At 45.2% G+C, this 23,479-nt stretch carries 16 protein-coding genes; 8 read left to right on the top strand and 8 right to left on the bottom strand.

Going from position 1 to position 23,479, the window contains the following annotated elements; genetic code table 11:
* Nucleotides 1–235 precede the first annotated feature (235 nt).
* Complete coding sequence (locus BQ7394_RS26620) at nucleotides 236–613, top strand: sensor histidine kinase (protein ID WP_082211668.1); 378 nt, start codon at nucleotides 236–238, stop codon at nucleotides 611–613.
* Here BQ7394_RS26620 and BQ7394_RS05905 read toward each other — a convergent pair.
* The gene (locus BQ7394_RS05905) at nucleotides 597–4,541 is read right to left on the bottom strand and encodes a hybrid sensor histidine kinase/response regulator transcription factor (protein WP_075556517.1); all 3,945 of its coding nucleotides are present in this window, start codon (nucleotides 4,539–4,541) and stop codon (nucleotides 597–599) included. The two genes, BQ7394_RS26620 and BQ7394_RS05905, sit on opposite strands and share 17 nt — an antisense overlap.
* 269 nt (nucleotides 4,542–4,810) lie before the next feature.
* Here BQ7394_RS05905 and BQ7394_RS05910 point away from each other — a divergent pair, with 269 nt between their 5' ends.
* The 7 genes from BQ7394_RS05910 (at nucleotide 4,811) to rseP (ending at nucleotide 12,751) form a co-directional block, all read left to right on the top strand.
* Nucleotides 4,811–6,625, top strand: a complete 1,815-nt coding sequence (locus BQ7394_RS05910) for a glycoside hydrolase family 2 protein (protein ID WP_075556518.1) — start codon at nucleotides 4,811–4,813, stop codon at nucleotides 6,623–6,625.
* Between the two features lie 184 nt (nucleotides 6,626–6,809).
* A complete protein-coding gene (locus BQ7394_RS05915; protein WP_075556519.1) occupies nucleotides 6,810–7,412 on the top strand; it encodes a DUF4290 domain-containing protein in 603 nt (200 codons plus the stop codon).
* The gene (gene murA / locus BQ7394_RS05920) at nucleotides 7,409–8,713 is read left to right on the top strand and encodes a UDP-N-acetylglucosamine 1-carboxyvinyltransferase (RefSeq protein ID WP_075556520.1); all 1,305 of its coding nucleotides are present in this window, start codon (nucleotides 7,409–7,411) and stop codon (nucleotides 8,711–8,713) included. The genes BQ7394_RS05915 and murA overlap by 4 nt, the downstream gene beginning before the upstream one ends.
* A gap of 11 nt (nucleotides 8,714–8,724) precedes the next feature.
* Nucleotides 8,725–9,246: a ribosome maturation factor RimM gene (rimM, locus tag BQ7394_RS05925; RefSeq protein WP_075556521.1), complete on the top strand. Its 522-nt coding sequence runs from the start codon at nucleotides 8,725–8,727 to the stop codon at nucleotides 9,244–9,246.
* A gap of 71 nt (nucleotides 9,247–9,317) precedes the next feature.
* A complete protein-coding gene (locus BQ7394_RS05930; protein ID WP_075556522.1) occupies nucleotides 9,318–10,190 on the top strand; it encodes a M23 family metallopeptidase in 873 nt (290 codons plus the stop codon).
* A 6-nt stretch (nucleotides 10,191–10,196) separates the two neighbouring features.
* Nucleotides 10,197–11,360, top strand: coding sequence for a 1-deoxy-D-xylulose-5-phosphate reductoisomerase (locus tag BQ7394_RS05935; RefSeq protein ID WP_075556523.1), 1,164 nt, complete (start codon nucleotides 10,197–10,199; stop codon nucleotides 11,358–11,360).
* A gap of 56 nt (nucleotides 11,361–11,416) precedes the next feature.
* On the top strand, nucleotides 11,417–12,751 hold the full coding sequence (gene rseP / locus BQ7394_RS05940) for an RIP metalloprotease RseP (RefSeq protein WP_075556524.1): 1,335 nt from the start codon (nucleotides 11,417–11,419) through the stop codon (nucleotides 12,749–12,751).
* 522 nt (nucleotides 12,752–13,273) lie between these two features.
* Here the strand turns inward: rseP and BQ7394_RS05945 are convergent.
* From BQ7394_RS05945 to BQ7394_RS05975, 7 genes are all read right to left on the bottom strand, one after another.
* Nucleotides 13,274–13,993, bottom strand: a complete 720-nt coding sequence (locus tag BQ7394_RS05945; protein ID WP_075556525.1) for a tetratricopeptide repeat protein — start codon at nucleotides 13,991–13,993, stop codon at nucleotides 13,274–13,276.
* A 185-nt stretch (nucleotides 13,994–14,178) separates the two neighbouring features.
* A complete protein-coding gene (gene ald / locus BQ7394_RS05950; RefSeq protein WP_075556526.1) occupies nucleotides 14,179–15,285 on the bottom strand; it encodes an alanine dehydrogenase in 1,107 nt (368 codons plus the stop codon).
* A 76-nt stretch (nucleotides 15,286–15,361) separates the two neighbouring features.
* On the bottom strand, nucleotides 15,362–16,510 hold the full coding sequence (locus BQ7394_RS05955) for a glycerate kinase family protein (RefSeq protein ID WP_075556527.1): 1,149 nt from the start codon (nucleotides 16,508–16,510) through the stop codon (nucleotides 15,362–15,364).
* A gap of 84 nt (nucleotides 16,511–16,594) precedes the next feature.
* Nucleotides 16,595–19,966, bottom strand: a complete 3,372-nt coding sequence (gene secA, locus BQ7394_RS05960) for a preprotein translocase subunit SecA (protein ID WP_075556528.1) — start codon at nucleotides 19,964–19,966, stop codon at nucleotides 16,595–16,597.
* Nucleotides 19,967–20,077: 111 nt separating this feature from the next.
* Entirely contained in the window at nucleotides 20,078–21,667 is a 1,590-nt protein-coding gene (locus tag BQ7394_RS05965; RefSeq protein WP_082211670.1) for an alkaline phosphatase family protein, read from the bottom strand.
* A 16-nt stretch (nucleotides 21,668–21,683) separates the two neighbouring features.
* The gene (locus tag BQ7394_RS05970) at nucleotides 21,684–22,865 is read right to left on the bottom strand and encodes a lipoprotein N-acyltransferase Lnb domain-containing protein (protein ID WP_075556530.1); all 1,182 of its coding nucleotides are present in this window, start codon (nucleotides 22,863–22,865) and stop codon (nucleotides 21,684–21,686) included.
* 137 nt (nucleotides 22,866–23,002) lie between these two features.
* Complete coding sequence (locus tag BQ7394_RS05975) at nucleotides 23,003–23,245, bottom strand: GlsB/YeaQ/YmgE family stress response membrane protein (RefSeq protein WP_075556531.1); 243 nt, start codon at nucleotides 23,243–23,245, stop codon at nucleotides 23,003–23,005.
* Nucleotides 23,246–23,479: the final 234 nt, after the last annotated feature.

Here is a 23,479-nt window from a genome sequence, read left to right on the forward strand (position 1 = left end):
CGGTAACTCTTATCGCCTTTTTGCCTTTTATCTAACCTATCTCTTTAGTTACTTTCTTCAAAGTTCGTCTATTTCGGGTTCCTCTCCAAACTTATTTGATGGATATAATTTATAATGAAATAGATGTTATCTATAAATAGATGGTTTTTAGGAAGAAAAGTAAAAGTTTCCTGTATAAGTAGTCATTGAATTATAAAGTTTGATTTACTTTGCAATTGCATATAAAAAGGCTGCAATGGAAAATACAATAGTTAAACAGCAATTGTTGACAAATTTCTTCACTTACCATCCTCAGGGAGGGGCTTTGTACGATAGTAACGGGCAACTGGTCGCATTAAACAAAGCCATTAGTGAAAAATTAGCTGTTACAGAAATGTCAGATTTTCTTTACTTTTATGTGTCTGATACCGGACAGGGAATACCAGAAAACGAACTGGAACATATTTTTGGCCGTTTTGTTCAGCTGAAAGGGAGCCAAAACGGTATCGGGTTAGGGTTGGCTATCTGTAAAGGTTTGGTAAATAAGATGGGAGGAGAGATCTCCGTATCTTCTAGGTTGGGCGAAGGTTCCACCTTCCAATTTACGTTACCTTTGCCTAATGTTCTTTCATAAAATCAGTAGGCGATTTCCCGTATTGCTTTTGGAAACAGGTAGAGAAATAGGCCGGAGAAGAGAAGCCTGTCTGGAATGCAATCTCATTTATACGGCTTTCTCCCGTTTGCATCAGTTCCGCGGCTTTTTTCAGTCGGGTTATCCGGATAAACTCCACTGGCGTTAGACCGGACAGACCTTTTACTTTCCGGTACAGACTGGAAGTGCTCATACCCATCTCTGATGCCAGCATTTCAACACTTAAAGCCTCGTTGGCTATATTTTCTTCCAAATAACTGTTGAATTTCCGGAGGAAAATATCGTCGACCGTCGATACTGCCAGTGTGGCAGCCGGAACGGAAGGTGTTTCACGATATGTTTGAGTGAGCATCTCCCGGCTTTTGAGCAGGTTCTGGACCTGAGCTGTCAGCAACTCGATGGAGAACGGTTTCTCCATATAGGCATCTGCACCGTTGTTCAAGCCTTTCAACCGTGACTGGAGGTTATGTTGGGCTGTTAATAGGATGAACGGGATATGGCTGAAGTTTACGTCGTTTTTCACAACATTGCAAAGTTCGAAACCGTCCATTACAGGCATCATCACATCGCTGATGATCAGATTTACCGTATTTCCCTTTAAAACGCTTACTGCCTCTTTACCGTCGGCTGCTTCGAGTACCCGGTAAGTTTCAGACAGTTCTTTTGCAATGAACTGGCGCATATCTGTTTGGTCTTCCACTATCAAAACAACAGACTTTCCGGTATTCTCCTTCTCTGTATTCTGGTCGGATGATTCTTCCGTATTTCTTTCATGTACCAGTTGATAACAATCTTCCTGTTCTTCGGGTAAGGTGAGGCAGAATTGATTTTTCCCATCCGTTGTTTGCTGATAGGCGAGGGTGCCTTTATGAAATTCGGTCAGCGAGCGAGCCAGGGATAATCCGATACCACTGCCTTGCTGGTTTTCTGTTTCTTTTAGTCGGTAGAACGGGTTGAATATGTTTTCCTTTTCGCTGTCGGGAATCAGGTGCCCGTCGTTGATGACAGTAATAGAGAATTCTTTTTTCTCTTCCTGTATCTGCATTTGCAGGGAGATTTGCCGGTCCGAATATTTTATGGCATTCGTCAGCAGGTTATTTACGATTTTAGAAAAGGCTTCCCGGTCTATGTAAGCGAAAAACGGACCATCCGGAATATCACAGATAAATGATTTTCTTTCTTTTTCAATCACCGGGAAGAAGGGTTGCAGAAGTGTATTCAGCCATAATGTCACATCAGTCTTTACATAATTCAGCTTAAACCCGCGGCTTTCGGTCTTTCGGAAATCGAGTAACTGGTTACTCAGATTAAGCAATTGTTGGGTATTTTTCTCAATGATACGTAAGTTCTCCTGGGTGGACGGAGCGCCGTCACCGGAACGGAGTATTTTTTCCAGCGGAGCTTTTATCAACGTAAGCGGTGTACGTATTTCATGTGTAATGAAGGTAAAGAACTGTATTTTTGCATCATATAGTTCTTTTTCCTTTTTACTCTCGAACAAATCCTGGTTGATACGATGCTTTTCTTCCAGCTTGGCTTTCTTATAATTATAAAACAGGACAATAAGAATGCAGATAATCACAGCATAAAAGAAGAACGCCCATCCGGTAGCCCAGAACGGCGGGGTAACGATGATATGCAGTTCCTGTTCGTTATCCTGCCAGATCCCGCTGCTGTTGGTGGATCTTACTTTGAATGTATATTCACCGGGAGAAAGATTGGCAAAAGTAACATCTTTATTTTGATTCATATAGATCCAATCCTTATCTACTCCTTCCAGTTTATAAGAATAGCGGATGGCATCCGGCGATGTATAGCTGAGTGCTATATACGACAGGGTAAAGGTAGATCCGTCATACGGTAATTTGAGTGTTTCCACATTCTCGATGGAAGGAGACGTGAAATCATGCCGCTTCTCTTCATTGTCGGGCACGTTAATTGCTGTGATGTATACCGGCGGTGTGAAAGTGTCTTCTCTGAACTGTGACGGGTTGAACGACAGCATACCATTGATCGTACCCATATAAATGGTACCGTCCGGAGCCTGGTAAGAAGAACTATAATTGAATTGTGTTTCGTGCAGTCCGTCCGTATAGGTGAAGGTACGCATCACGTATGTGTCGGGATTGAAACGGACCAGGCCATTGGCAGTCGATAACCAGAAGAAATGTTCCTTATCTTCCACTATCCGGTAAATAATATTACTGGGTAAGCCGTTTTCAGTAGTGATACGGTTGAACGATTGGGTTTCCGGGCTGAAAAGGGAGAGGCCGTTTACTGTGGTCACCCAGATCCGGCCTTTTGAGTCCTCGAATACGGAAGTGGTGTTATTGCTCCCGATACTTTGCGATTTGTTCGGAGCGGCGGTATAATGCTCGACGGTATTTGTTTCACGCAGATAATGATAGATGCCGTTGGCTGTTGCGGCCCATATATCGCCGTTGCTGTCTTCGTAGATTTGCCGGATCAGGGCATAAATATTATTCCAGCGGCTAAAGGTTTCCGTCCGGCTGTTGTAGGCCATGATGCCGCTACCCGTACCTATCAGGAACTCGTCGTTGCGGGTTTTATAGAAACAGAGGATAAAGTTGTCGTTGAGGGGATGATCGGTACTTTCACGTGAATAATGTTTGACGATTTTCCCTGAAGGAATGTCCAGAACATCGATCCCTTTATTATAAGTGCCGACCCATAAGCGGTTGCCATCGGCCAGTAATCCATGAATATTGGTGGCCGATAAAGGATGCTGCGGATTGTTGTAGGAATAATTGGTGATCTGTCCGGTGGACGGATTATAGCAGTTGATCCCGTTGTCTTCGGTTCCCAGCCACAGGTTGCCGTATTGGTCTGGTACGATTTCGCGGATGGCGTTACCTGGCAACTGGGGATGCGTCTTTCCTCCGATGAAATGATTGAAACGGGTATATTCCTTCGGTAGATAGCTGATGCCACCGAAGAAAGAGCCAGCCCACATGCCCCCTTCGCGATCCTTGGTGATGGAATAGATGGCATTGTCGGCAATGGTATACTCGTTGGTCAGCGATTTACGCAGGTTTATCACTTCCCGGCTCAATACATTATATATATAGATACCCGATTCGGAGGCAATCCAATATGTATTGTTGTTGTAAGGGGTAATGGCGCGAACCTGTATGTCCGGGATGATAGTGGTGACAGATTGATCCTGGTAATTGTAAAGCAGGAGACCTGCCAGGTTTGTTCCAACAAGTATGCCCAGCTCCGGTACTTGGCGGATTGCCTGTATGCTGATCTGTTTACTGATCTGTTGCTCGGTCAGCAGTTCGGTTTTTAAGAAAGCATCGGTTTCCGCTTTGTAGGTATATAAAGCTTGTCCGTTAGAGAAGAGAGGTTCTCCTTCATTGGTCAGTGTGATGAGGTTTGGATAGAAATTCTTTTCTGCCGGATAAACGCGGGTGCTACTGTCAGTAGGATTATAACGTACGATACGGTTATGCCGGATGAACCATAATTGTTGGTTTTTGTCTTCGGTAACGGCAGAGAATGATTCCGGTTCGTTTTGAGCGGAAGAGAGGCGGAAGGGATGAAAAGTATCCGTTTTATGATCGTAGTAACAAGTGCCGGCAGAAGTACAGATCCATATTCTTTCATCCGAACTCTCGAAGAGGAAATTCAGATGGTCGTCCGGCAAACTGTTCGGGTTATACGAATTATGGCGGTATACCTTAAAGGTATGTCCGTCGAAACGGTTTAACCCGTCTTCGGTGCCGAACCACATAAAGCCTCTTTTATCCTGCAAGGAACAGTAGACCGTATTATGTGATAATCCCTGCTTATTATTATAATGCCTGAAATGCAGTTCCTCAGCCAGCCCACCTAAAGGACGCAACAGCGATAGCAGGGTTATGATAAGAAGAGGTATTTGTTTCATATAACCGGATATTTTCGAAATTGAACCAATATGAAGATTCGGTTCACATTAATTTTATTGCTGACAAATATAATGACAAAACAATAAAGTCTTTGCCCTCACTATGGAAAATAACATAATTGAAATCGTTTTTCTTTTATTTCAAGCCCTTTGCATGATTATTGAAAGATTCTGAATGATTATTGAAAGCCTCTCTGTCAGGAATATAATTACTTTGCCACCAGAATAGCAAACGAAATTTCAAAGTAGTAACTTTAAATACAAGTAGCATGAAGAAGACCTTTTTAGTATGTTGCGCTTTGGCCCTGACCCTGGGTGCACAAGCACAGTGGAAGCCTGTCGGTGATAAAATCAAGACAAAATGGGCTGAACAAGTAAATCCCAAAAACGTATTACCCGAATACCCGCGTCCGCAATTGGAACGTACCGACTGGGTAAACCTGAACGGTGAGTGGGAGTATGCCATCAAACCTCGTGGCGGAGCCGAACCGGCAGCTTTCGATGGAAATATCCTTGTTCCTTTCGCAGTGGAATCCTCTTTGTCGGGAGTTCAGAAGGAAGTAGGAGAAAATAATGAATTATGGTACAAACGGACATTCACTGTTCCGGCTAACTGGAAGAATAAGGATATTGTCCTTAACTTCGGTGCGGTAGACTGGAAGACGGATGTGTTTGTTAATGATATCCTGATCGGTTCTCATCAGGGAGGTTTTACCCCGTTCTCATTCAATATCACTCCTTATTTGACAGGTAAGAACAATCAGAAACTGGTGGTTCGCGTTTGGGACCCGAGTGATAAAGGATACCAGCCACGTGGTAAGCAAACATCTAACCCGGAAGGTATCTGGTATACTCCGGTAACAGGTATCTGGCAAACTGTATGGCTCGAACCGGTAGCAACTAACCATATCACTTCTGTTAAATCGATTCCGAACATCGATAACGGTACAGTGAATGTAACAGTTGGAACTTCTGCTCCATGTTGCAACACATCTATTGTAGAAGTTAAGTTGATGGATAAAGGCCAGGTGGTAGCTTCTGCCAAAGGCTTGCAGGGTAAAGAACTTCGTCTGGCTGTTCAGAACCCGACTCTTTGGGATACTTCCAATCCTTATTTGTATGATATGAAAGTATCGTTGATCAAAGACGGTAAAGTATTGGACGATGTAAAATCATATACTGCTTTCCGTAAAATCTCAAGCAAAAGAGATGCTAATGGCGTTATGCGTATGCAGTTGAACAATAAGAACGTATTCCAGTATGGTCCTCTGGATCAAGGTTGGTGGCCTGACGGATTATATACAGCTCCTACCGATGAAGCTTTGTTGTATGACATCGTTAAAACAAAAGACTGGGGATTCAATATGATCCGTAAACACGTGAAGGTTGAACCGGCTCGCTGGTATTATCATTGTGATAAGGAAGGTATCCTTGTTTGGCAGGATATGCCGAGCGGTGACATGGGTAACCAATGGGCTCCTCATACTTATAACGGAGGAACAGATAAAAATCGTTCTGCAGAATCTGTGGCAAACTATTACCAGGAATGGAAAGAGATCATGGATATGTGTATTTCCTATCCTTCTATCGTTGTCTGGGTTCCTTTCAACGAAGCATGGGGACAGTTCGATACTGAAAAAGTGGCTGAATGGACAAAGAACTACGATCCTTCCCGTCTGGTGAACCCGGCCAGTGGTGGTAACCACCGTGCTTGCGGCGATATCCTCGACTTGCATAACTATCCGGGACCGAACATGTTCCTGTATGATCCGCAGCGTGTAACTGTATTAGGTGAATATGGTGGTATCGGTCTGCCGTTGGAAAACCATTTGTGGTGGAACAAACGTAACTGGGGATATGTACAGTTCAAGAACAGCGACGAGGTAACTGCCGAATATGTAAAATATGCCAACGAATTGAAAGGAATGGTAGATCGTGGTTTCTCTGCTGCTGTTTATACCCAGACAACAGACGTGGAAGGTGAAGTAAACGGTTTAATGACTTACGATCGTAAAGAGATCAAGATCAATGAAGCAGCTGTAAAGAAAGCAAATCAAGCTGTAATTAACCAATTATCTAAATAAGCATAAGGTGTAAACAATCACCACAAAAGGGAGTTGTGTTATTTCCCGGGGAGAAAGAGTTTCTCTCCGGGAAATTTTTTTGTTTTAGTGGCTGGAACAAAATTAAATGCCCTTTGTTCACTATATACCTATCTTGTGTAAATCAATTATAATCTGTACATTTGCCGGATAAACGAATATGATAATGAAATATAATACAGAAGAAAAGAAATTGGTTATGCCCGAATACGGACGCAATATCCAGAACATGGTAGATTATTGTGTTGCTATTGAGGACAGAGAGGAACGGAAACGTTGCGCCAATACGATAATCAACATTATGGGAAACATGTTTCCCCACCTGCGTGATGTGAACGATTTCAAACACATTTTGTGGGATCACCTGGCTATTATGGCCGACTTTAAGCTGGATATCGATTATCCCTACGAGATCGTAAAAAAGGAAAATCTGTATGCCCGTCCGCCGCGCATCCCTTACAACAATAACCGTATCCGCTACCGTCACTACGGAAAAACATTGGAACTGATGATCCGTAAGGCAACCGAACTGGAAGCAGGTGTTGAAAAGGACCAGCTAATCAAGCTATTGGCTACCCAGATGAAGAAATCGTTCCTTACCTGGAACAAAGAATCAGTAGACGACCGCAAGATATTCAAAGACCTCGACGAAATGTCGGAAGGTTCGATCGTACTGAATGAAGAAGAACATAAACTGACCGAAAGCCGCGATATCCTCGCCCGGAATAATAATAACACCAAAAAGAATTATCCCCGTAAAAGCCGATGAGTTCATTTGTTATAGAAGGTGGATATAAACTGTCAGGGGAGATTACTCCGCAAGGTGCCAAGAACGAAGCACTCGAGGTGATCTGCGCTGTTTTGTTGACTCCGGAGAAAGTAACCATCCATAATGTACCGGATATCCTCGACGTGAATAACCTGATACAGCTTCTTCGCGATATGCAGGTGAAAGTAGACCATCCGGCAACCGGAACGTATACTTTCCAGGCAGATGCCATTGACCTGGATTATCTGAATACGGATGAATTCATGCGTAAGAGCGGTTCGTTGCGTGGTTCGGTTATGATTGTCGGTCCGTTGGTTGCCCGTTTCGGCAAGGCGTTGATCCCGAAACCGGGAGGCGATAAGATCGGTCGCCGCCGCCTGGATACCCATTTTGTCGGTATTCAGAAGCTGGGTGCCTGCTTTAGCTACGATGCCGAACGCCAGCTTTACGAGATTGAAGCCAAACGTTTGAAAGGTGCTTATATGCTTCTGGACGAGGCCTCTGTTACCGGTACTGCCAATATCCTGATGGCCGCTGTACTGGCGGAAGGAACAACCACCATCTATAATGCAGCTTGCGAACCTTACCTGCAACAATTATCTTCCATGCTTAACCGGATGGGAGCCGATATTTCGGGCGTAGGCTCAAACCTATTGACAATTAAAGGTGTTGATTCGCTGGGTGGAACCGTTCATACCATTCTACCCGACATGATCGAAGTCGGTAGTTTTATCGGTATGGCCGCTATGACCGCATCCGATATCACGATAAAGAATACCGGATATGATAAGTTGGGAATTATCCCCGAGTCATTCCGCCGTCTGGGGATTACCGTCGAGCAGATCGGCGACGATATTCATATCCCTACTCACGACTCGTATGAAATAGATACTTTTATCGATGGCTCCATCATGACCATTGCCGATGCACCCTGGCCGGGACTGACTCCCGACTTATTGAGTGTATTCCTCGTAGTGGCTACGCAGGCCGTAGGTAGTGTACTGATCCATCAGAAGATGTTCGAAAGCCGTTTGTTCTTTGTCGACAAACTGATCGACATGGGGGCACAGATCATCCTTTGCGATCCTCACCGGGCTACGGTGATCGGACTGGGTAACCGTTTCAAATTGCGTGGTTCCAATATGGTTTCTCCGGATATACGTGCCGGAATCGCCTTGTTGATCGCGGCTATGAGTGCGGAAGGAACCAGCCATATCCACAATATCGACCAGATAGACCGTGGGTATCAGAATATCGATATACGTTTGAATAACATAGGAGCCCGTATCACGCGGCTCTGATATTCCCTGTTATGATAAAAAGAGAAGAAGTTTTTAAGATCGGGATGTTTGCCAAGCCCCACGGAATAAAAGGGGAGATTTCGCTCGTGACGAACAGTGACGTGTTCGATGAAGCGGAAGACCCTTGTGTGATCTGTGAGATAGATGGTATCCTGGTACCGTTCTTTGTCGAAGAATACCGTTATAAGACCGATACGGTTATCCTGTTGAAGCTGGAAAATGTGAACGATGAGAAATCCGCCCGTGAGTTTACCAATCGGGAAGCATTCTTCTTGTTGGATGCTGTCGATGAGGAAGATCTGGTAGGCGATATGACGTGGGACAGCTTCATCGGTTACACCGTTATCGACGAACATCACGGCGAGCTTGGTAAAATAACCGATGTAGACGAAACGACGATCAACGTTCTTTTACAGATCGACCATAACGGAGAAGAATTGCTCCTCCCGGCTGCGGAAGAGCTGATTACCTCGGCAGATCATGATAACAAAACGCTTCAGGTTTCCGTGCCCGAAGGTTTGCTTGATTTATAAAAACGTTAATTAGAGTAAACAATGCCCGTGTCGATACGGTTTTTGCTACTTTTGCGTTTTAACATAAAAACATGGCACGAAAACAACGAAAGAATAACAAGAAATCATTCTGGCACCGGATCCGGTTTAAATACAAGCTGTCTTTTTTCAACGAAACGACGCTCGAAGAAGTATGGTCTTTCCGGTTGTCGCAGTTATCCGCTTTCCTTACGCTTGCCTTGTTTGCTTTCTTCCTGATTGCCGTAACCGCATTGATCATTATCAAGACGCCGATACGTAACTACCTGCCGGGTTATCTGGATGTGGAAATACGTAAGGAAATTATGCAAAATGCTTTGCGGGCCGATTCGCTGGAGCGGATGATCTCTATCCAGTCTCTTTATCTGGAAAACGTAGCCGGTATTCTGTCGGGAACGATCGAGCTCGACTCCATCCGTCAGATAGACTCGTTGGCACATGTGGATGCCAACTATGAAATACCCCGTACCAAATCGGAAGAGAAATTCGTGAAGAACTTCGAAGAAGAGGAAAAGTATAACCTGACGGTATTGAATCCCAATCCGGTTCCTACCGACGGAGTCTTTTTCTATAAGCCGGTCAACGGTGTCGTATCTTCTCATTATGAAGCAGACGCCCGTCATTTCGGTGTGGATCTGGTGGCAGCTCCGAAAGAAAGTGTTCTAGCAACGTTGGATGGAACGGTGGTTTTTACCGGGTTTGATCCGAATTTCGGAAATGTGATCCAGTTACAACATAAAAACGGTTTCCTATCCGTTTATAAACATAATGAATTATTACTGAAGGAGATTGGTGACCATGTGGTTGCCGGTGAAGCAATCGCTTTAGTCGGTAATACAGGGAAATTGTCTACCGGCCCGCATCTGCATTTCGAGTTGTGGTATAAAGGTAACCCGATCAATCCTGAAGAATACATAGCTTTTTAAGTATCCATGAAAAGAAGTTTAGCCATATTAGGTTCTACCGGTTCTATCGGAACACAAGCGTTGGAGGTGGTCAGCGAACATGCCGACTTGTTTGACGTTTACGCTTTGACAGCCAATAATCAGGTAGATTTGCTGATTAATCAGGCACGTAAATATATGCCCGAAGTGGTAGTCATTGCCAACGAACAGAAATACCCCGAATTGAAGGAGGCGCTCGAAGACCTGCCTATCAAGGTATGGGCCGGTTCGGATGCTATTGCACAGGTGGTTCAGTCGGAACCGATCGACATGGTATTGACGGCCATGGTCGGATATTCCGGCCTGAAACCGACCATTGCTGCCATAAAGGCAGGTAAAGCGATTGCGTTGGCCAACAAAGAAACATTGGTGGTGGCTGGTGAGTTGATCACTTCGCTGGCCGCAGAATATAAAGTACCGATTTTGCCAGTCGACTCCGAACATTCGGCTATTTTCCAGTGTTTAGCAGGAGAGTGGGAGAATCAGGTCGAGAAAATATTGCTTACCGCATCGGGTGGTCCGTTCCGTACGAAAACGATCGGGGAACTGGCTGTAGTAACTAAGGCACAGGCTCTGAAACATCCCAACTGGAATATGGGGGCAAAGGTGACGATCGACTCAGCCTCTATGATGAATAAAGGGTTTGAAATGATTGAAGCCAAATGGTTGTTTGGGGTTACTCCCGAACAGATACAAGTGGTGGTACATCCCCAGTCGATCATCCATTCGATGGTACAGTTTGAAGATGGAGCCGTCATGGCTCAGTTGGGTATCCCCGATATGAAGTTACCTATCAGTTATGCCTTTTCTTATCCGAAGCGGTTGACGAGTAAAGCACCCCGCCTGGATTTCAATCAATATTCCACGCTTACGTTCGAAGAGCCTGACATGACACGTTTCCGTAATCTGGCTTTTGCTTTCGAAGCGATCCGCACAGGGGGAAATATGCCTTGTATCCTGAATGCAGCCAATGAGATTGTCGTAGCCGCTTTTCTACGGGATGAAATTGGCTTCTTGCAGATGAGCGAGGTCATTGAAAAGACAATGGAAAAAGTATCTTTTATTAAAGTTCCTACGTACGAAGACTATGTAGCGACCGATACCGAAGCTCGCCGGATAGCTACATCAATGATGGAAAGCCTCAGCCGGTAGGAGCCGGAATGATCAGTATGAGTAAAAAGAAATAAATTAATACAGACAAACAATAGATGGAGACATTTTTAATTAAGGCGTTACAGCTCATCCTGAGCTTATCGATATTGGTCCTTGTCCATGAATTCGGGCATTTTATCTTTGCCCGTATGTTTAAGGTCCGGGTAGAGAAGTTCTACCTTTTCTTTGATGCGTGGTTTGCACTTTTCAGATTTAAACCGAAGAATAGCGAAACGGAATATGGCATCGGCTGGTTGCCGTTGGGTGGTTATTGCAAGATTTCCGGGATGATCGATGAGAGCATGGATAAAGAGCAGATGGCTCAGCCTGCCAAACCGTATGAATTCCGTTCCAAGCCTGCCGGCCAGCGTCTGATGATCATGACTGCGGGCGTTTTATTCAACTTCCTGTTGGCTTTGTTTATCTATTCGATGGTGCTTTACACCTGGGGTGAGACATATCTGCCGCTGAAGAATATAACACACGGAATGTTTTACAGCGAAACGATGAAAGAGGTCGGTTTCCAGGATGGAGACGTTCTTTTGTATGCCGACGCCCAACCATTGGAGCGCCTGGATGAATTTGCCATACGCCAGGTTATTGAGGCACAAAACGTAACGGTTTTGCGTGACGGCACAGAGACTGTGATACCGATGCCGGACGATATGATGCAGCGTATGATGCGTAACAAGGATGGTTTTGTAGATGCGAACAACTTTCCGATACCGATGGTAGTAAGAGAACTTCCCGATGGTAATTCGCCAGCCCGGGATGCCGGTTTGCAACCTAACGATAGTATCGTTTCGATCAACGGTGTGATTACACCCACTTATTACGATGCATCAAAGTTATTGGCTGAAAATAAAGATAAAGAAATAGAAGTAGGTTTCTATCGTAACGGTCAGGAAATGTCTTTACCGGTTCATACGAATGCAGAGGGTAAACTGGGCATCTATGCCAAGACTCCGTTGGATTTCTATCAGACACAAACTATTAAATATGGTTTCTTCGAGTCGTTCCCGGCCGGTATCCGTTTAGGAGTGAATACGCTGAAAGGATATGTAAATGATATGAAGTATGTCTTTACAAAGGAGGGAGCCTCCAGTTTGGGTGGTTTCGGTACGATCGGCGGTATGTTCCCGGCCACCTGGGATTGGAGAGTGTTCTGGCAACGTACGGCATTCCTTTCAATCATCCTTGCCTTTATGAATATATTGCCTATTCCGGCCTTGGATGGCGGTCATGTGATGTTCCTGCTCTATGAAGTGATTGCCCGTCGTAAGCCGAGCGACAAGTTTTTGGAATATGCACAGATTACAGGTATGTTCCTATTGTTCGCCTTGCTTATCTATGCAAATGGTAACGATATATTCCGCCTTATCTTCAAATAGATGAGTTTTTAGCATACGCACACTTTTTGCGGAAAACTGCATTCATGCATTCATTAAGAGCTGTATGCCTTGATATGCATAGTATTTGAAATGAACCCACCTGGTTGTATTGCATTCATATATGAACCCAATACAACCAGGTGGGTTCATTTCGTTAAGGGCTTACTATCAGTGATATATGTGCGGAAATGAATGCATGAATGCAAATCGGAGAAAATATTGTATTGTAGAAAGCATGAGAAAGGGATTGTAAAGAACACCTGTACTAATTTGTTTATGTAGTACATCTAACTTGTAGCATACCGGCTGCTAACAGTTAATACCTGACTTACTGACGGTATCCTGTACACCTTGTCGAGTTACCCTGTACACCCTGTTTAAACACCCTGTACAGGATAATCGGCCAGGGTGTACAGGGTAAATTTAATGAGAAAGGATCTTTATTGTAAAAGGTGGTAAGTTATAAATTAATAAGGGGAGACTAATGAATTAATCTCCCCTTAACCTACAAGCGGTAATAACTTACTTAGCTAACGTTTCGTTGATAGAATCAAGGATTTTCTTTGAATTAGCATCGGCTGCATTGACTGCTAATGCTTGTTCCAGATATTCTTTAGCCTTTTTCATCTGTACGTCTGCTTTGTCCTTTTCTGCTTCGTATTTAGCAGGATCGGTAGCTGCTGCCAGGATCTTTGCTCCTTCGTTGTAGTACATAGCTCCTAAGCTATAAAGAGCGTTTCCTTTATATTTTGCATTGCTGACGATCAAAACGTCTTTAAACAGTTCTTCTGCATCGGCAATCTTACCGGCTTTCTGTGCAGCCTGTGCTTGCTTCATGCAATATCCATAAAGTAATTTTTCCAGATTTTCGTCACCCGGTTTTACTTTCAGACCAGCTTCTACTGTAGCAGTAAATTCAGCCGGTTTGTTCAGGTTACGTAATGACATTGCTTTACCTGTATAGGCATCGTCAACGTTTTTATTCTTCTGGATGGCCAGGTCGTAATATTTTACGGCATCTTCATATTTCTTGGCCTGGAAAGCAGCAAAACCGCAATTGAAAACGCGGTCGGCATCTTCGTTGTTCGTTTGTTTAAGGAACGCGTCGTACTTTGTAAAAGCTTCTGCATAGTTTTTCGCTTTTAAAGCTGCATCACCTTCATCACGCAGTTTATCAGCATCTTGAGCAAATAAATTTCCAATACTTAGGCAAAAAGCCAATAACAAAACAATTTTCTTCATGGTTGTTAAACGATTTAAATTTAATTATAAGATGCGCTAAGTTAATAACCATGCTATAAGTATCAAAGGAATTTTACATTTTTTTTGAATTATAAGGGAAAGAGAAATCTTTCGTTTGCGGAGAAAACGCAGATTATACGAGCCTTGTAAGTGAAGGATTTCGTATAATCTGCCTATTTGTTTTACTATAATACAGCCGGATAGCAAGGTAATCCGAAAGCTTCGGCAACAGCCGGATAGACGATTTGGCCTTCGACAATATTCAACCCGAGGAACAGGCTTTTATCTTCTTTACAAGCCGCTTTCCATCCTTTGTCCGCCAGTTTCAGGACATAGGGCAGCGTGGCATTCGTAAGTGCCAGGGTAGAAGTCTGCGGAACAGCTCCCGGGATGTTGGCAACACAATAATGAACGATGTTGTCGACAGTGTAAACCGGATCGGCATGTGTAGTCGGGTGTGAAGTCTCGAAGCAACCGCCCTGGTCGATCGCTACATCTGCCAGTACACTGCCCGGCTTCATCAGTTTCAACATATCTTTGGTGACCAGGTGGGGAGCTTTGGCTCCGGGGATCAATACGGCACCAACCACCAGGTCGGTGACCGGGAGTTCCGTCTCTATATTATGTGTGGAAGAATAGAGTGTCTTTACATTTGCCGGCATCACCTCGTTCAGGTAGCGCAGGCGTGGGAGGGATATATCCGCTATCGTGACATCCGCACCCATTCCGGCGGCCATCAGTGCTGCGTTGTAGCCCACTATGCCGCCGCCCAGTACCAGTACGCGGGCAGGTTTCACTCCGGGAACGCCTCCTAAAAGGATACCTTTTCCTCCCTGGGGTTTTTCGAGGAAACGGGCACCTTCCTGTATCGACATGCGTCCGGCTACTTCACTCATAGGGATAAGCAACGGTAATGTTGCATCCGGATTTTCTACAGTTTCATAGGCCAGGCAGATCGAACCGCTGTCCATCATGGCGAGTGTCAGCTTTTCGTCCGAGGCAAAATGGAAATAAGTAAAGACCAGTTGTCCTTTCCGTACCAATGGGTATTCTACGGCAATCGGCTCTTTTACCTTTACGATCATTTCAGCAATCTGATAGACGTCGTTGATAGACGGGAGGATCTGTGCTCCGGCCTGCTCATAGGCCGCATCAGGAAAACCGCTGTTTTCACCCGCTGTATGCTGTACATAAACGGTGTGCCCTTTTTTTACCAACTCTTTAGCTCCGGCAGGCGTAAGTGCTACCCGGTTCTCATTGTTTTTGATTTCTTTGGGAATTCCGATGATCATAATGTTAGTCTTTAATAGTTATTATGCTGCAATGTACGGAAAAATCTGACTTTATGCTGCTAAAGAATGCTTTTTATTACTTTTTGACAAAAGAAGTAAATGCGTAACAGATCTGTTCGATGGTTCGGCGGATATTTCGGTAGGCGTAGTCGGACTGCATCGCCTTTTCAAGGGAAATGGGAGCCGGATGTATAGGAAAGATGGCGGACAGGCCGGCTTCCCGTAATTCCTTGTCTGCCGTAATATCCAGTTGTCCGGTGATAGCGATCACGGGGATATGTTGCGAGGCAGCTGTACGGGCAATGCCGACAGGGACTTTACCGAATAAGGTCTGCCGGTCTATCTTTCCTTCGCCGGTGATCACCAGGTCCGCTCCACGGATAATCTCATTGAAATGGAGATAGTCCATAATAAGTTCGATGCCGGAAGATATATTGGCTTGTAGAAAAGCGATGCATCCGCCTCCCATGCCACCGCCGGCTCCTGCTCCGGGCAGGCGGCCGATATCTTTCCCGGTCGTTTCGAGAATAAGACCGGCCAGGTGTTTCATCCCTTTGTCCAGTATCTCTATTTGTTCTTCATCGCCTCCTTTCTGCGAACCGAATATATGGGCAGCCCCCTGAGGGCCGTAAAAGGGATTAGTTACATCGGTCGCTATGTGGAAGGTGCAATCTTGCAATTCAGTCAGTTGATATTGTGTATCTATCGACCGGATGGCAGAAAGACTTTTTCCTCCTTTTTCCACTTCATTTCCGGTTTCGTCGGTAAATCGAACTCCCAATGCCTGCATCATACCTATTCCGGCATCGTTTGTGGCACTGCCGCCTACGCCGATAATGAAGTTACGGCAGCCTTGTTTGATCGCATCGGCTATCATTTCACCTGTTCCGAAGGTAGTTGTATGCATGACATTTCCCGGTTTCGGAGGGATCAGGGAGAGCCCGCTGGCAGCCGACATTTCGATGATTGCCGTCTGTCCGTCTCCTGTCATACCATAACTGGCACGGATCGGTTGCATCAAAGGATTGTGTACCGGTAGGGTTATTATTTTACCCCGGGTGGCATCCACCAGTGCTTCAACGGTTCCTTCGCCACCATCGGCTATGGGTACTTTGATTACTTCACATCCGGGCAGTACATTTAATATCCCTTCTTCTACCGCCTCTGCGATAGAGGAGGAGGAGAGGCATCCTTTAAAAGAATCGACGGCGATAACTATTTTCATTTTCTGTTCGTTTGAGGGGTAAAGATACAAAAAAGGGCAGCTTTTTTATGGCTGCCCTTTCCTTATCTGTTATCCTGTCAGGTGTTATAAACCTTGTCCATGACAGTTTTTGTACTTCTTACCGCTTCCGCAGGGACAAAGATCGTTACGGCCTACTCGTTTTTCGGCACGAACCGGTTCTTGTTTGGGTTGTTGCGGGGCGCGTTCTTCCGGATCATTGTTTCCGCTGATATCTGTCTTTTCAGTACGATAACGGCTCATGTCCTGACGTTCTTCCGGACCGGCCTGTCGTACTTCGATACGCTGACGTTCGGCGGCGGCAGCAGCTGCGGCAGCCTGTTGTTGAGCCATAGCCTGTTTCTGTTCTTCAGTCGGTTCTTCGCGAACAGGGATCTGACCACGCATCAGGATAGAGGCGGTCTTACGGTTCATCGTGTCGACCATCATCTTGAACAGGTTGTATGATTCCAGCTTGTAGATCAACAATGGATCTTTGTTTTCGTAGCTTGCATTCTGAACGGAATGACGCAGTTCGTCCATTTCGCGCAGGTGTTCTTTCCATGCTTCATCGATGGTATGCAGAACGATCGATTTCTGGAATGATTTCGTGATCGCTTTACTTTCCGTTTCGTATGCTTCTTTCAGGTTGCATGAAACGTTGTACATGCGTTTTCCGTCTGTTACCGGGATCAGGATGTTTTCGTACATTCCACCCTGGTGTTCGTAGACCTGTTTGATAACCGGATTGGCTACCTGGGTCATACGTTCCATGCGGCGTTTGAATGTCTGTAAAGCCGTCTCGAACAGTTTGTCAGCCAACTGGTTAGCTTTCATGCTCTTGAATTCCTCTTCGGTGAACGGACTTTCGATAGCGAATGTCTTGAACAATTCCAGTTTGAATCCTTCATAATCCAGACCGTCCGAATGTTGTTCGGCGATTGCATTGGAAGTATCGTAGATCGTGTTCAATACGTCCAGACCGATACGTTCTCCCATCAGGGCGTGACGGCGGCGGGTGTAGATCACGTTACGTTGTGAGTTCATTACGTCATCGTATTCCAGCAAACGTTTACGGATACCGAAGTTGTTTTCTTCTACCTTCTTCTGTGCACGCTCTACTGATTTGCTCAGCATATTGTGTTCCAATACTTCACCTTCCTTGAAGCCCAGTTTGTCCATCAGCCCGGCAATCTTGTCGGAAGCGAACAGACGCATCAGGTTATCTTCCAGTGATACATAGAATACAGAAGAACCCGGGTCACCCTGACGTCCTGCACGACCACGCAACTGGCGGTCTACACGACGGCTCTCGTGACGTTCCGTACCGATGATAGCCAAACCGCCTGCGGCTTTAACTTCTGCCGACAGCTTGATGTCGGTACCACGACCGGCCATGTTGGTTGCGATAGTAACGGTTCCGCTCTGACCTGCCAATGCAACGATCTCGGCTTCTTTCTGGTGCAACTTCGCATTCAATACATTATGTTTGATCTTACGCAGGGTAAGCATACGGCTCAGTAATTCCGATATTTCAACGGAGGTCGTACCGACCAGTACCGGACGTCCCGCTTCTACCAATGCACTGATCTCTTCGATCACGGCAGCGTATTTTTCACGCTTGGTCTTGTAGATACGGTCGTTCATATCGTTACGGGCGATCGGCCGGTTTGTCGGGATCACCACTACATCCAGTTTATAGATGTCCCAGAACTCGCCTGCTTCCGTTTCGGCTGTACCGGTCATACCCGACAGCTTGTGATACATACGGAAATAGTTCTGGAGAGTGATAGTTGCGAATGTCTGTGTGGCAGCTTCCACCTTTACACCTTCCTTGGCTTCGATAGCCTGGTGCAAACCGTCTGAATAACGACGGCCGTCCATGATACGTCCGGTCTGTTCGTCGACGATCATAACCTTGTTGTCCATCACTACGTATTCATCGTCTTTTTCAAACAATGTGTAGGCTTTCAACAGCTGGTTGATAGTATGTACGCGTTCGCTTTTTACAGAGTAGTTAGCAAGGATTTCATCTTTCTTAGCCTGCTTTTCTTCTTCTGTGCCCTGGAAGTTTTCCAGCTGTGACAGTTCGGAAGTGATATCCGGCAATACGAAGAAAGTAGGGTCGTCAGAACGGCCGGTCAACAGGTCGATACCTTTATCCGACAGCTCAACGCTGTTGTTCTTTTCGTCGATCACGAAATACAGTTCGTCAGTTGCTTCATGCATGTGACGCATGTTTTCAGACATGAAGTATTCTTCAGTCTTTAACATCTGGGCTTTTACACCCTGTTCGCTCAGGAATTTGATTAACGCTTTGTTACGCGGATATCCCTTGAATGAACGATATAATTGGATAGATCCTTCTTCTACTTCTTTCGGATCGCTGCTGGCCATCTTTTTCTTGGCTTCGATCAGCAATTTTGAACACAGGTCCTTCTGTGCGTTAACAACCACTTCCACATTCGGACGGAACTGTTCGAACAACTGTTCTTCGCCACGGGGGATCGGACCGGAAATGATCAACGGAGTACGGGCATCATCGATCAATACGGAGTCGACCTCATCGACGATGGCGTAGTTGTGTTTGCGTTGTACCAGGTCGTTCGGGCTGATCGCCATATTGTCACGCAGGTAGTCGAAACCGAATTCGTTGTTTGTACCGAAGGTGATATCTGCGTTGTAAGCGGCGCGACGGGCGTCGGAGTTGGGCTGGTGTTTGTCGATACAGTCTACGGAAAGTCCGTGGAACATATAAAGCGGTCCCATCCATTCCGAGTCACGTTTTGACAGGTAGTCGTTCACGGTTACTACGTGTACACCGTTACGGGTCAAAGCGTTCAGGAATACCGGGAGGGTTGCCACCAATGTTTTACCTTCACCGGTTGCCATTTCTGCGATCTTACCTTTGTGAAGAACGACACCACCGAACAACTGAACGTCGTAGTGAACCATGTCCCAGGTAATTTCGTTACCACCGGCTTTCCAGTGATTCAGGAAGATTGCTTTATCGTCTTCGATGCGTACGAAATCATATTTGGTTGCCAGGTCGCGGTCGAAGTCTGTCGCCGTAACGACAACTTCTTCATTTTCAGTAAAGCGACGGGCTGTTTCTTTCATGATAGAGAATACTTCCGGCAGCGATTCTTCCAGAACATCTTCCATCTTATCGGTAATAGCCTTTTCAATTTTATCTACTTCGGCCCAGATAGCTTCACGTTCTTCCAGTTCTTTATCGTCGATGCCTTTGCGAAGCTCTTCAACCTGAGCACGTTCGGCAGCTACATAATCCTGAATACGTTGTTTGATTTCATCTGTTTTTGCTCTCAGTTCGTCGTTCGAGAGAGCTTTGATTGACGGATATACGGCCTTGATCTTATCCACGTATGGAGTAATTTCTTTAAGGTCTCGCTGCGACTTGTTGCCGAACAGCTTCGTCATAAATTCATTAAATCCCATGATGTATATTAATTTATTTTATTTCGTAAAGTGTTTATTTGTTGACGATCGGGTTTCGTTGATCACCGGAATGATATAGTTCTATCAAATTCCATGCCAAACTAAAATCTGTCATTTCTTGGTTGTCAACTCCCAAAGAGGCAGACTCTGGGATGCATTCGGTGGCCGTATCCTCAGCACATGGGTTACCGTAGGGGCTACCTCTGTGGCTTTCACTTCACGGTATATATGTTCCGGTTTGAGACCGTTACCCATAAATACCAATGGGGTAATTACTGCGTTATTACGAATTATTTTAACTTTTTCTTTCGGATTGTCGTTGTTGATGATCCAGCCAGGCTGCAATTCGATGATCAGGTCGCCGCGTTTCAGGTGGTGGGTTCCCTGACGGAACTTGGCAGTCCCTTCGTTCCATTCGCCGGTACGCAGGGCATTGTCGGTGGTAACATGCTGTACACCACTGAACTCCATCAAGAATTCGGCCGCCTTATCCTGTATGGTCGACAAGTCGAGTTTAGCATCTTCAATGGCTTTGCGGTTCAGATATATTTGGTTGTTGTAGAACCCTTTCACCCAACTACTTTGCTGTCCGTACATGGCCATCAGATACATGTTCAACAAGGCTACGCAACGTTTCGGATGGAACTCACCGCCATTGATAAGCAAACCGTCGGCATATTCCTCTTCACTTGTATAATAACCGGAACCTGTAAATACGACCAGTGTATTGGCCAGGCCTATCTTTTTATCGATGGCGTCGAGCAACTGTTCCAGGTCTTTATCCAGTTGATAGTAAGTGTCCTGTATTTCACGGGTATAGTCCTTACTCATCGTTCCTTTATAGTTACCGGCATAGTAGGTGACTGACAGCATGTCCGGACAACTTCGCGTACCGAACGCACCATATTCAAGGAACTGCAAGGCTAACCTGTTTATCTCTTTATTAATGAAAGGCGTTGTTTTCAGCTTCGGGAAACAGTCTTGCGTCTTTTCATTAAAGGTATATTTAAAAGGAATTTCGTCGAGCACGTAAGGGAAAGCATTATACTTTTCCATAGGGAGGGCCGGAGTCCAGATCATCTTATCCAGACGTGCCGATAACGATTCTGTTCCGTTGTTGTAACGGTCTACATACCAGGGAATACCTTTATAATAAGTAGTCGTTGCCCATTTCCCGTTCAGATCGTCCATCCAGAAAGCACCGTTTGCTGCATGGCCGGCCGAAAGGATTGCACTTTCTGCGTCCGGGGCAATGGAGTAGACATCGCTTCTGCCTTTGGAGGCTATTTTCAGTTCGTCCCCGATCGTGGAGCTGAACATCTTTTTAGGAGAGTAATTCTCGCGGGTATAGTTTCCCAGATAATCGGCATCGTAAAGGATGGAAACTTCTTTGTCCTTATCGAAATCGTAGTATTTGCCTCCGCTGATACCGCTAAAGCAAGGGTTACTTCCGGTGAATAGGGTGGCAAAAGCGCTCGCCTGGTCGATATTGGAGAATTCGAATTTGATATTGTTGTATACCAGACCTTCGTTCATCAACCGTTTGAAACCACGTTCGCCGAATGTGTTGTAAAAATATTCTACATAATCGCCCCTCAGTTGATCGACGGTAATGCAAACCACCAGCTTGGGGGTACGTTGTTGTGCCTCCAGGTTAGTGACTACCAGGATCGCGATAAGCGACGTTATTATTTTTCTCATTCGATTGTCCATATCTTCAATTGTGCATCCGCCCTCTGTATATACCGAATCCGGAACGTAGCCAAAGGGTGGCGACAAGCGGAATAAAGGCTATATTTAAATGCTGTGGGATGAAATACCAACCCGCCAACAATAGCGTAAGCGCCGCAAAGTTAATAAAATGATAATAATATGCAGCCTTTCTGAACTTTTTTACTGCAAACAAAATAACAGCAACCAGGTCGAATGGTTGCAACCATACGATCGACCAGTTAGGCCAGATGCAGGGATGAGTCGATATAAAGCAGAGGAAAAACAACACCGTACCTGCCACACCTGCAAGGAGAAAGAGGGTACAATCCACCAAGCGGAAATATGTTTTTTTCTTCCATTCGATATAGGTTGTAAACAGTACCAGCAGGAAAATAAGTATGCTGCAAAACATAGGAGTGAACCACTCTTTATTCCCCTGATCACCGTCTGTCACCTCTTCTGTAATGCGTGTAGTTGATTTTACGAGCTTCCTTTCGCTCCCGTCGGGGTTGACGATCGTTGCCTTTTCGAATTCGTCTTTCAGATATACAGGCAAGAACATCATTTCGTGTGGAGTGGCTACCCGGTCTGTCGGGCTTCCGAGTGCCAGGTCGCATCCGAAAGTAAGCCATGGATTGCTACGCGTACAATAATTAATAAGGTCGCGGAATGTCTGCGGCTTGGGAGGATCGTTATATTTGACTTCCCCATTAACCTGTTCTTCTACGATTGCAACCGGCCGAGTGGCGCAGTTATCGAAAAAGAAATTGTACCGGTAAACGGCATTCTCAGGCTGTGCGTTGGTGATCAGCGCATTCCATATTTTATCGATCTCTTCCGGGGTGAGGTTCAGAACCTGCTCGGTTACTTCGCTTCCCCGCATCTGATATTCTATTATATAATGTGAGAAATTGTATGCAGCCAGCTTGTAATCTGTTTCCCCTTTCGTGAAACGATAGACGAAGTTGGGTTTTGAGAAGTCGAAAATACCATAGTTGAATACAACATCTAGCTTATGCAAAGTATCTATAACCCGTATGGCTGTATGTCCATATAAAGTATATACTTCATCATTGGATGGAGCTGCCGTCAATATGCTGATCTGCGCTTCATCACTTAATCTGTTTTGTGCTTTTGCCGGGATCAGCAAAAGGAACAGGAAAAGCAGAAGCAAACTTTTTTTCATACGATATTTGTTTTACCGTACAAAGGTAGAGCTATTTTTTTAATTGACAATTGGTAACGGTCAATTGACGGTTATTTCATTACAGGTTATATTATATGCTGTACGAAATCTCCGCCAATTATCTTTTTTCTGCCTATCTAAGATCTTTTGAATAGCGAAACGATCCATAATAAAACGATTGCACCGATTGTAGACATGACCAGACTGCCGATCACTCCGTTTACACTGAGTCCGAGCAGGCCGAATATCCATCCGCCTAATACACCGCCTATAATACCTACTATCAGGTTTACTATCAACCCGAATCCACTCCCTTTTAATATCTTCCCGGCCAGGAAACCAGCCAGGATACCGATAATAATCGAACCTATAATTCCCATACTTTTTATTTTATTAGTTTTGTAAATAGAACAAGCGAGCGGCAGGCTTTGTTTTCCCATCTCCTGTAGATATTAAAAGAGCCATCGTAAGCACGAAGCGGACTGTTTGGAATGAAAATCTGCCCGGGTGCGGATGTTTTCTTTGTTCGACCTGTGTCGAACAACTGTCTGACTCGGCTCGAACAGCTGTCCCACAAGTGTCAGACAGCTGTCCGACCTTTGTCGAACGAATAT

Source organism: Parabacteroides timonensis, assembly GCF_900128505.1.
In the GTDB taxonomy this organism is placed as follows: Bacteria; Bacteroidota; Bacteroidia; order Bacteroidales; family Tannerellaceae; genus Parabacteroides; species Parabacteroides timonensis.

What these genes read in the sequence shown, in the direction of transcription:
- BQ7394_RS05905 (WP_075556517.1), bottom strand. Translation starts at nt 4,541, where the DNA reads ATGAAACAAATACCTCTTCTTATCATAACCCTGCTATCGCTGTTGCGT.
- BQ7394_RS05965 (WP_082211670.1), bottom strand. Translation starts at nt 21,667, where the DNA reads ATGAGAAAAATAATAACGTCGCTTATCGCGATCCTGGTAGTCACTAAC.
- BQ7394_RS05930 (WP_075556522.1), top strand. Translation starts at nt 9,318, where the DNA reads ATGGCACGAAAACAACGAAAGAATAACAAGAAATCATTCTGGCACCGG.
- BQ7394_RS26620 (WP_082211668.1), top strand. Translation starts at nt 236, where the DNA reads ATGGAAAATACAATAGTTAAACAGCAATTGTTGACAAATTTCTTCACT.
- BQ7394_RS05945 (WP_075556525.1), bottom strand. Translation starts at nt 13,993, where the DNA reads ATGAAGAAAATTGTTTTGTTATTGGCTTTTTGCCTAAGTATTGGAAAT.
- ald (WP_075556526.1), bottom strand. Translation starts at nt 15,285, where the DNA reads ATGATCATCGGAATTCCCAAAGAAATCAAAAACAATGAGAACCGGGTA.
- murA (WP_075556520.1), top strand. Translation starts at nt 7,409, where the DNA reads ATGAGTTCATTTGTTATAGAAGGTGGATATAAACTGTCAGGGGAGATT.
- BQ7394_RS05975 (WP_075556531.1), bottom strand. Translation starts at nt 23,245, where the DNA reads ATGGGAATTATAGGTTCGATTATTATCGGTATCCTGGCTGGTTTCCTG.
- BQ7394_RS05915 (WP_075556519.1), top strand. Translation starts at nt 6,810, where the DNA reads ATGAAATATAATACAGAAGAAAAGAAATTGGTTATGCCCGAATACGGA.
- BQ7394_RS05910 (WP_075556518.1), top strand. Translation starts at nt 4,811, where the DNA reads ATGAAGAAGACCTTTTTAGTATGTTGCGCTTTGGCCCTGACCCTGGGT.
- BQ7394_RS05970 (WP_075556530.1), bottom strand. Translation starts at nt 22,865, where the DNA reads ATGAAAAAAAGTTTGCTTCTGCTTTTCCTGTTCCTTTTGCTGATCCCG.
- secA (WP_075556528.1), bottom strand. Translation starts at nt 19,966, where the DNA reads ATGGGATTTAATGAATTTATGACGAAGCTGTTCGGCAACAAGTCGCAG.
- rimM (WP_075556521.1), top strand. Translation starts at nt 8,725, where the DNA reads ATGATAAAAAGAGAAGAAGTTTTTAAGATCGGGATGTTTGCCAAGCCC.
- rseP (WP_075556524.1), top strand. Translation starts at nt 11,417, where the DNA reads ATGGAGACATTTTTAATTAAGGCGTTACAGCTCATCCTGAGCTTATCG.
- BQ7394_RS05955 (WP_075556527.1), bottom strand. Translation starts at nt 16,510, where the DNA reads ATGAAAATAGTTATCGCCGTCGATTCTTTTAAAGGATGCCTCTCCTCC.
- BQ7394_RS05935 (WP_075556523.1), top strand. Translation starts at nt 10,197, where the DNA reads ATGAAAAGAAGTTTAGCCATATTAGGTTCTACCGGTTCTATCGGAACA.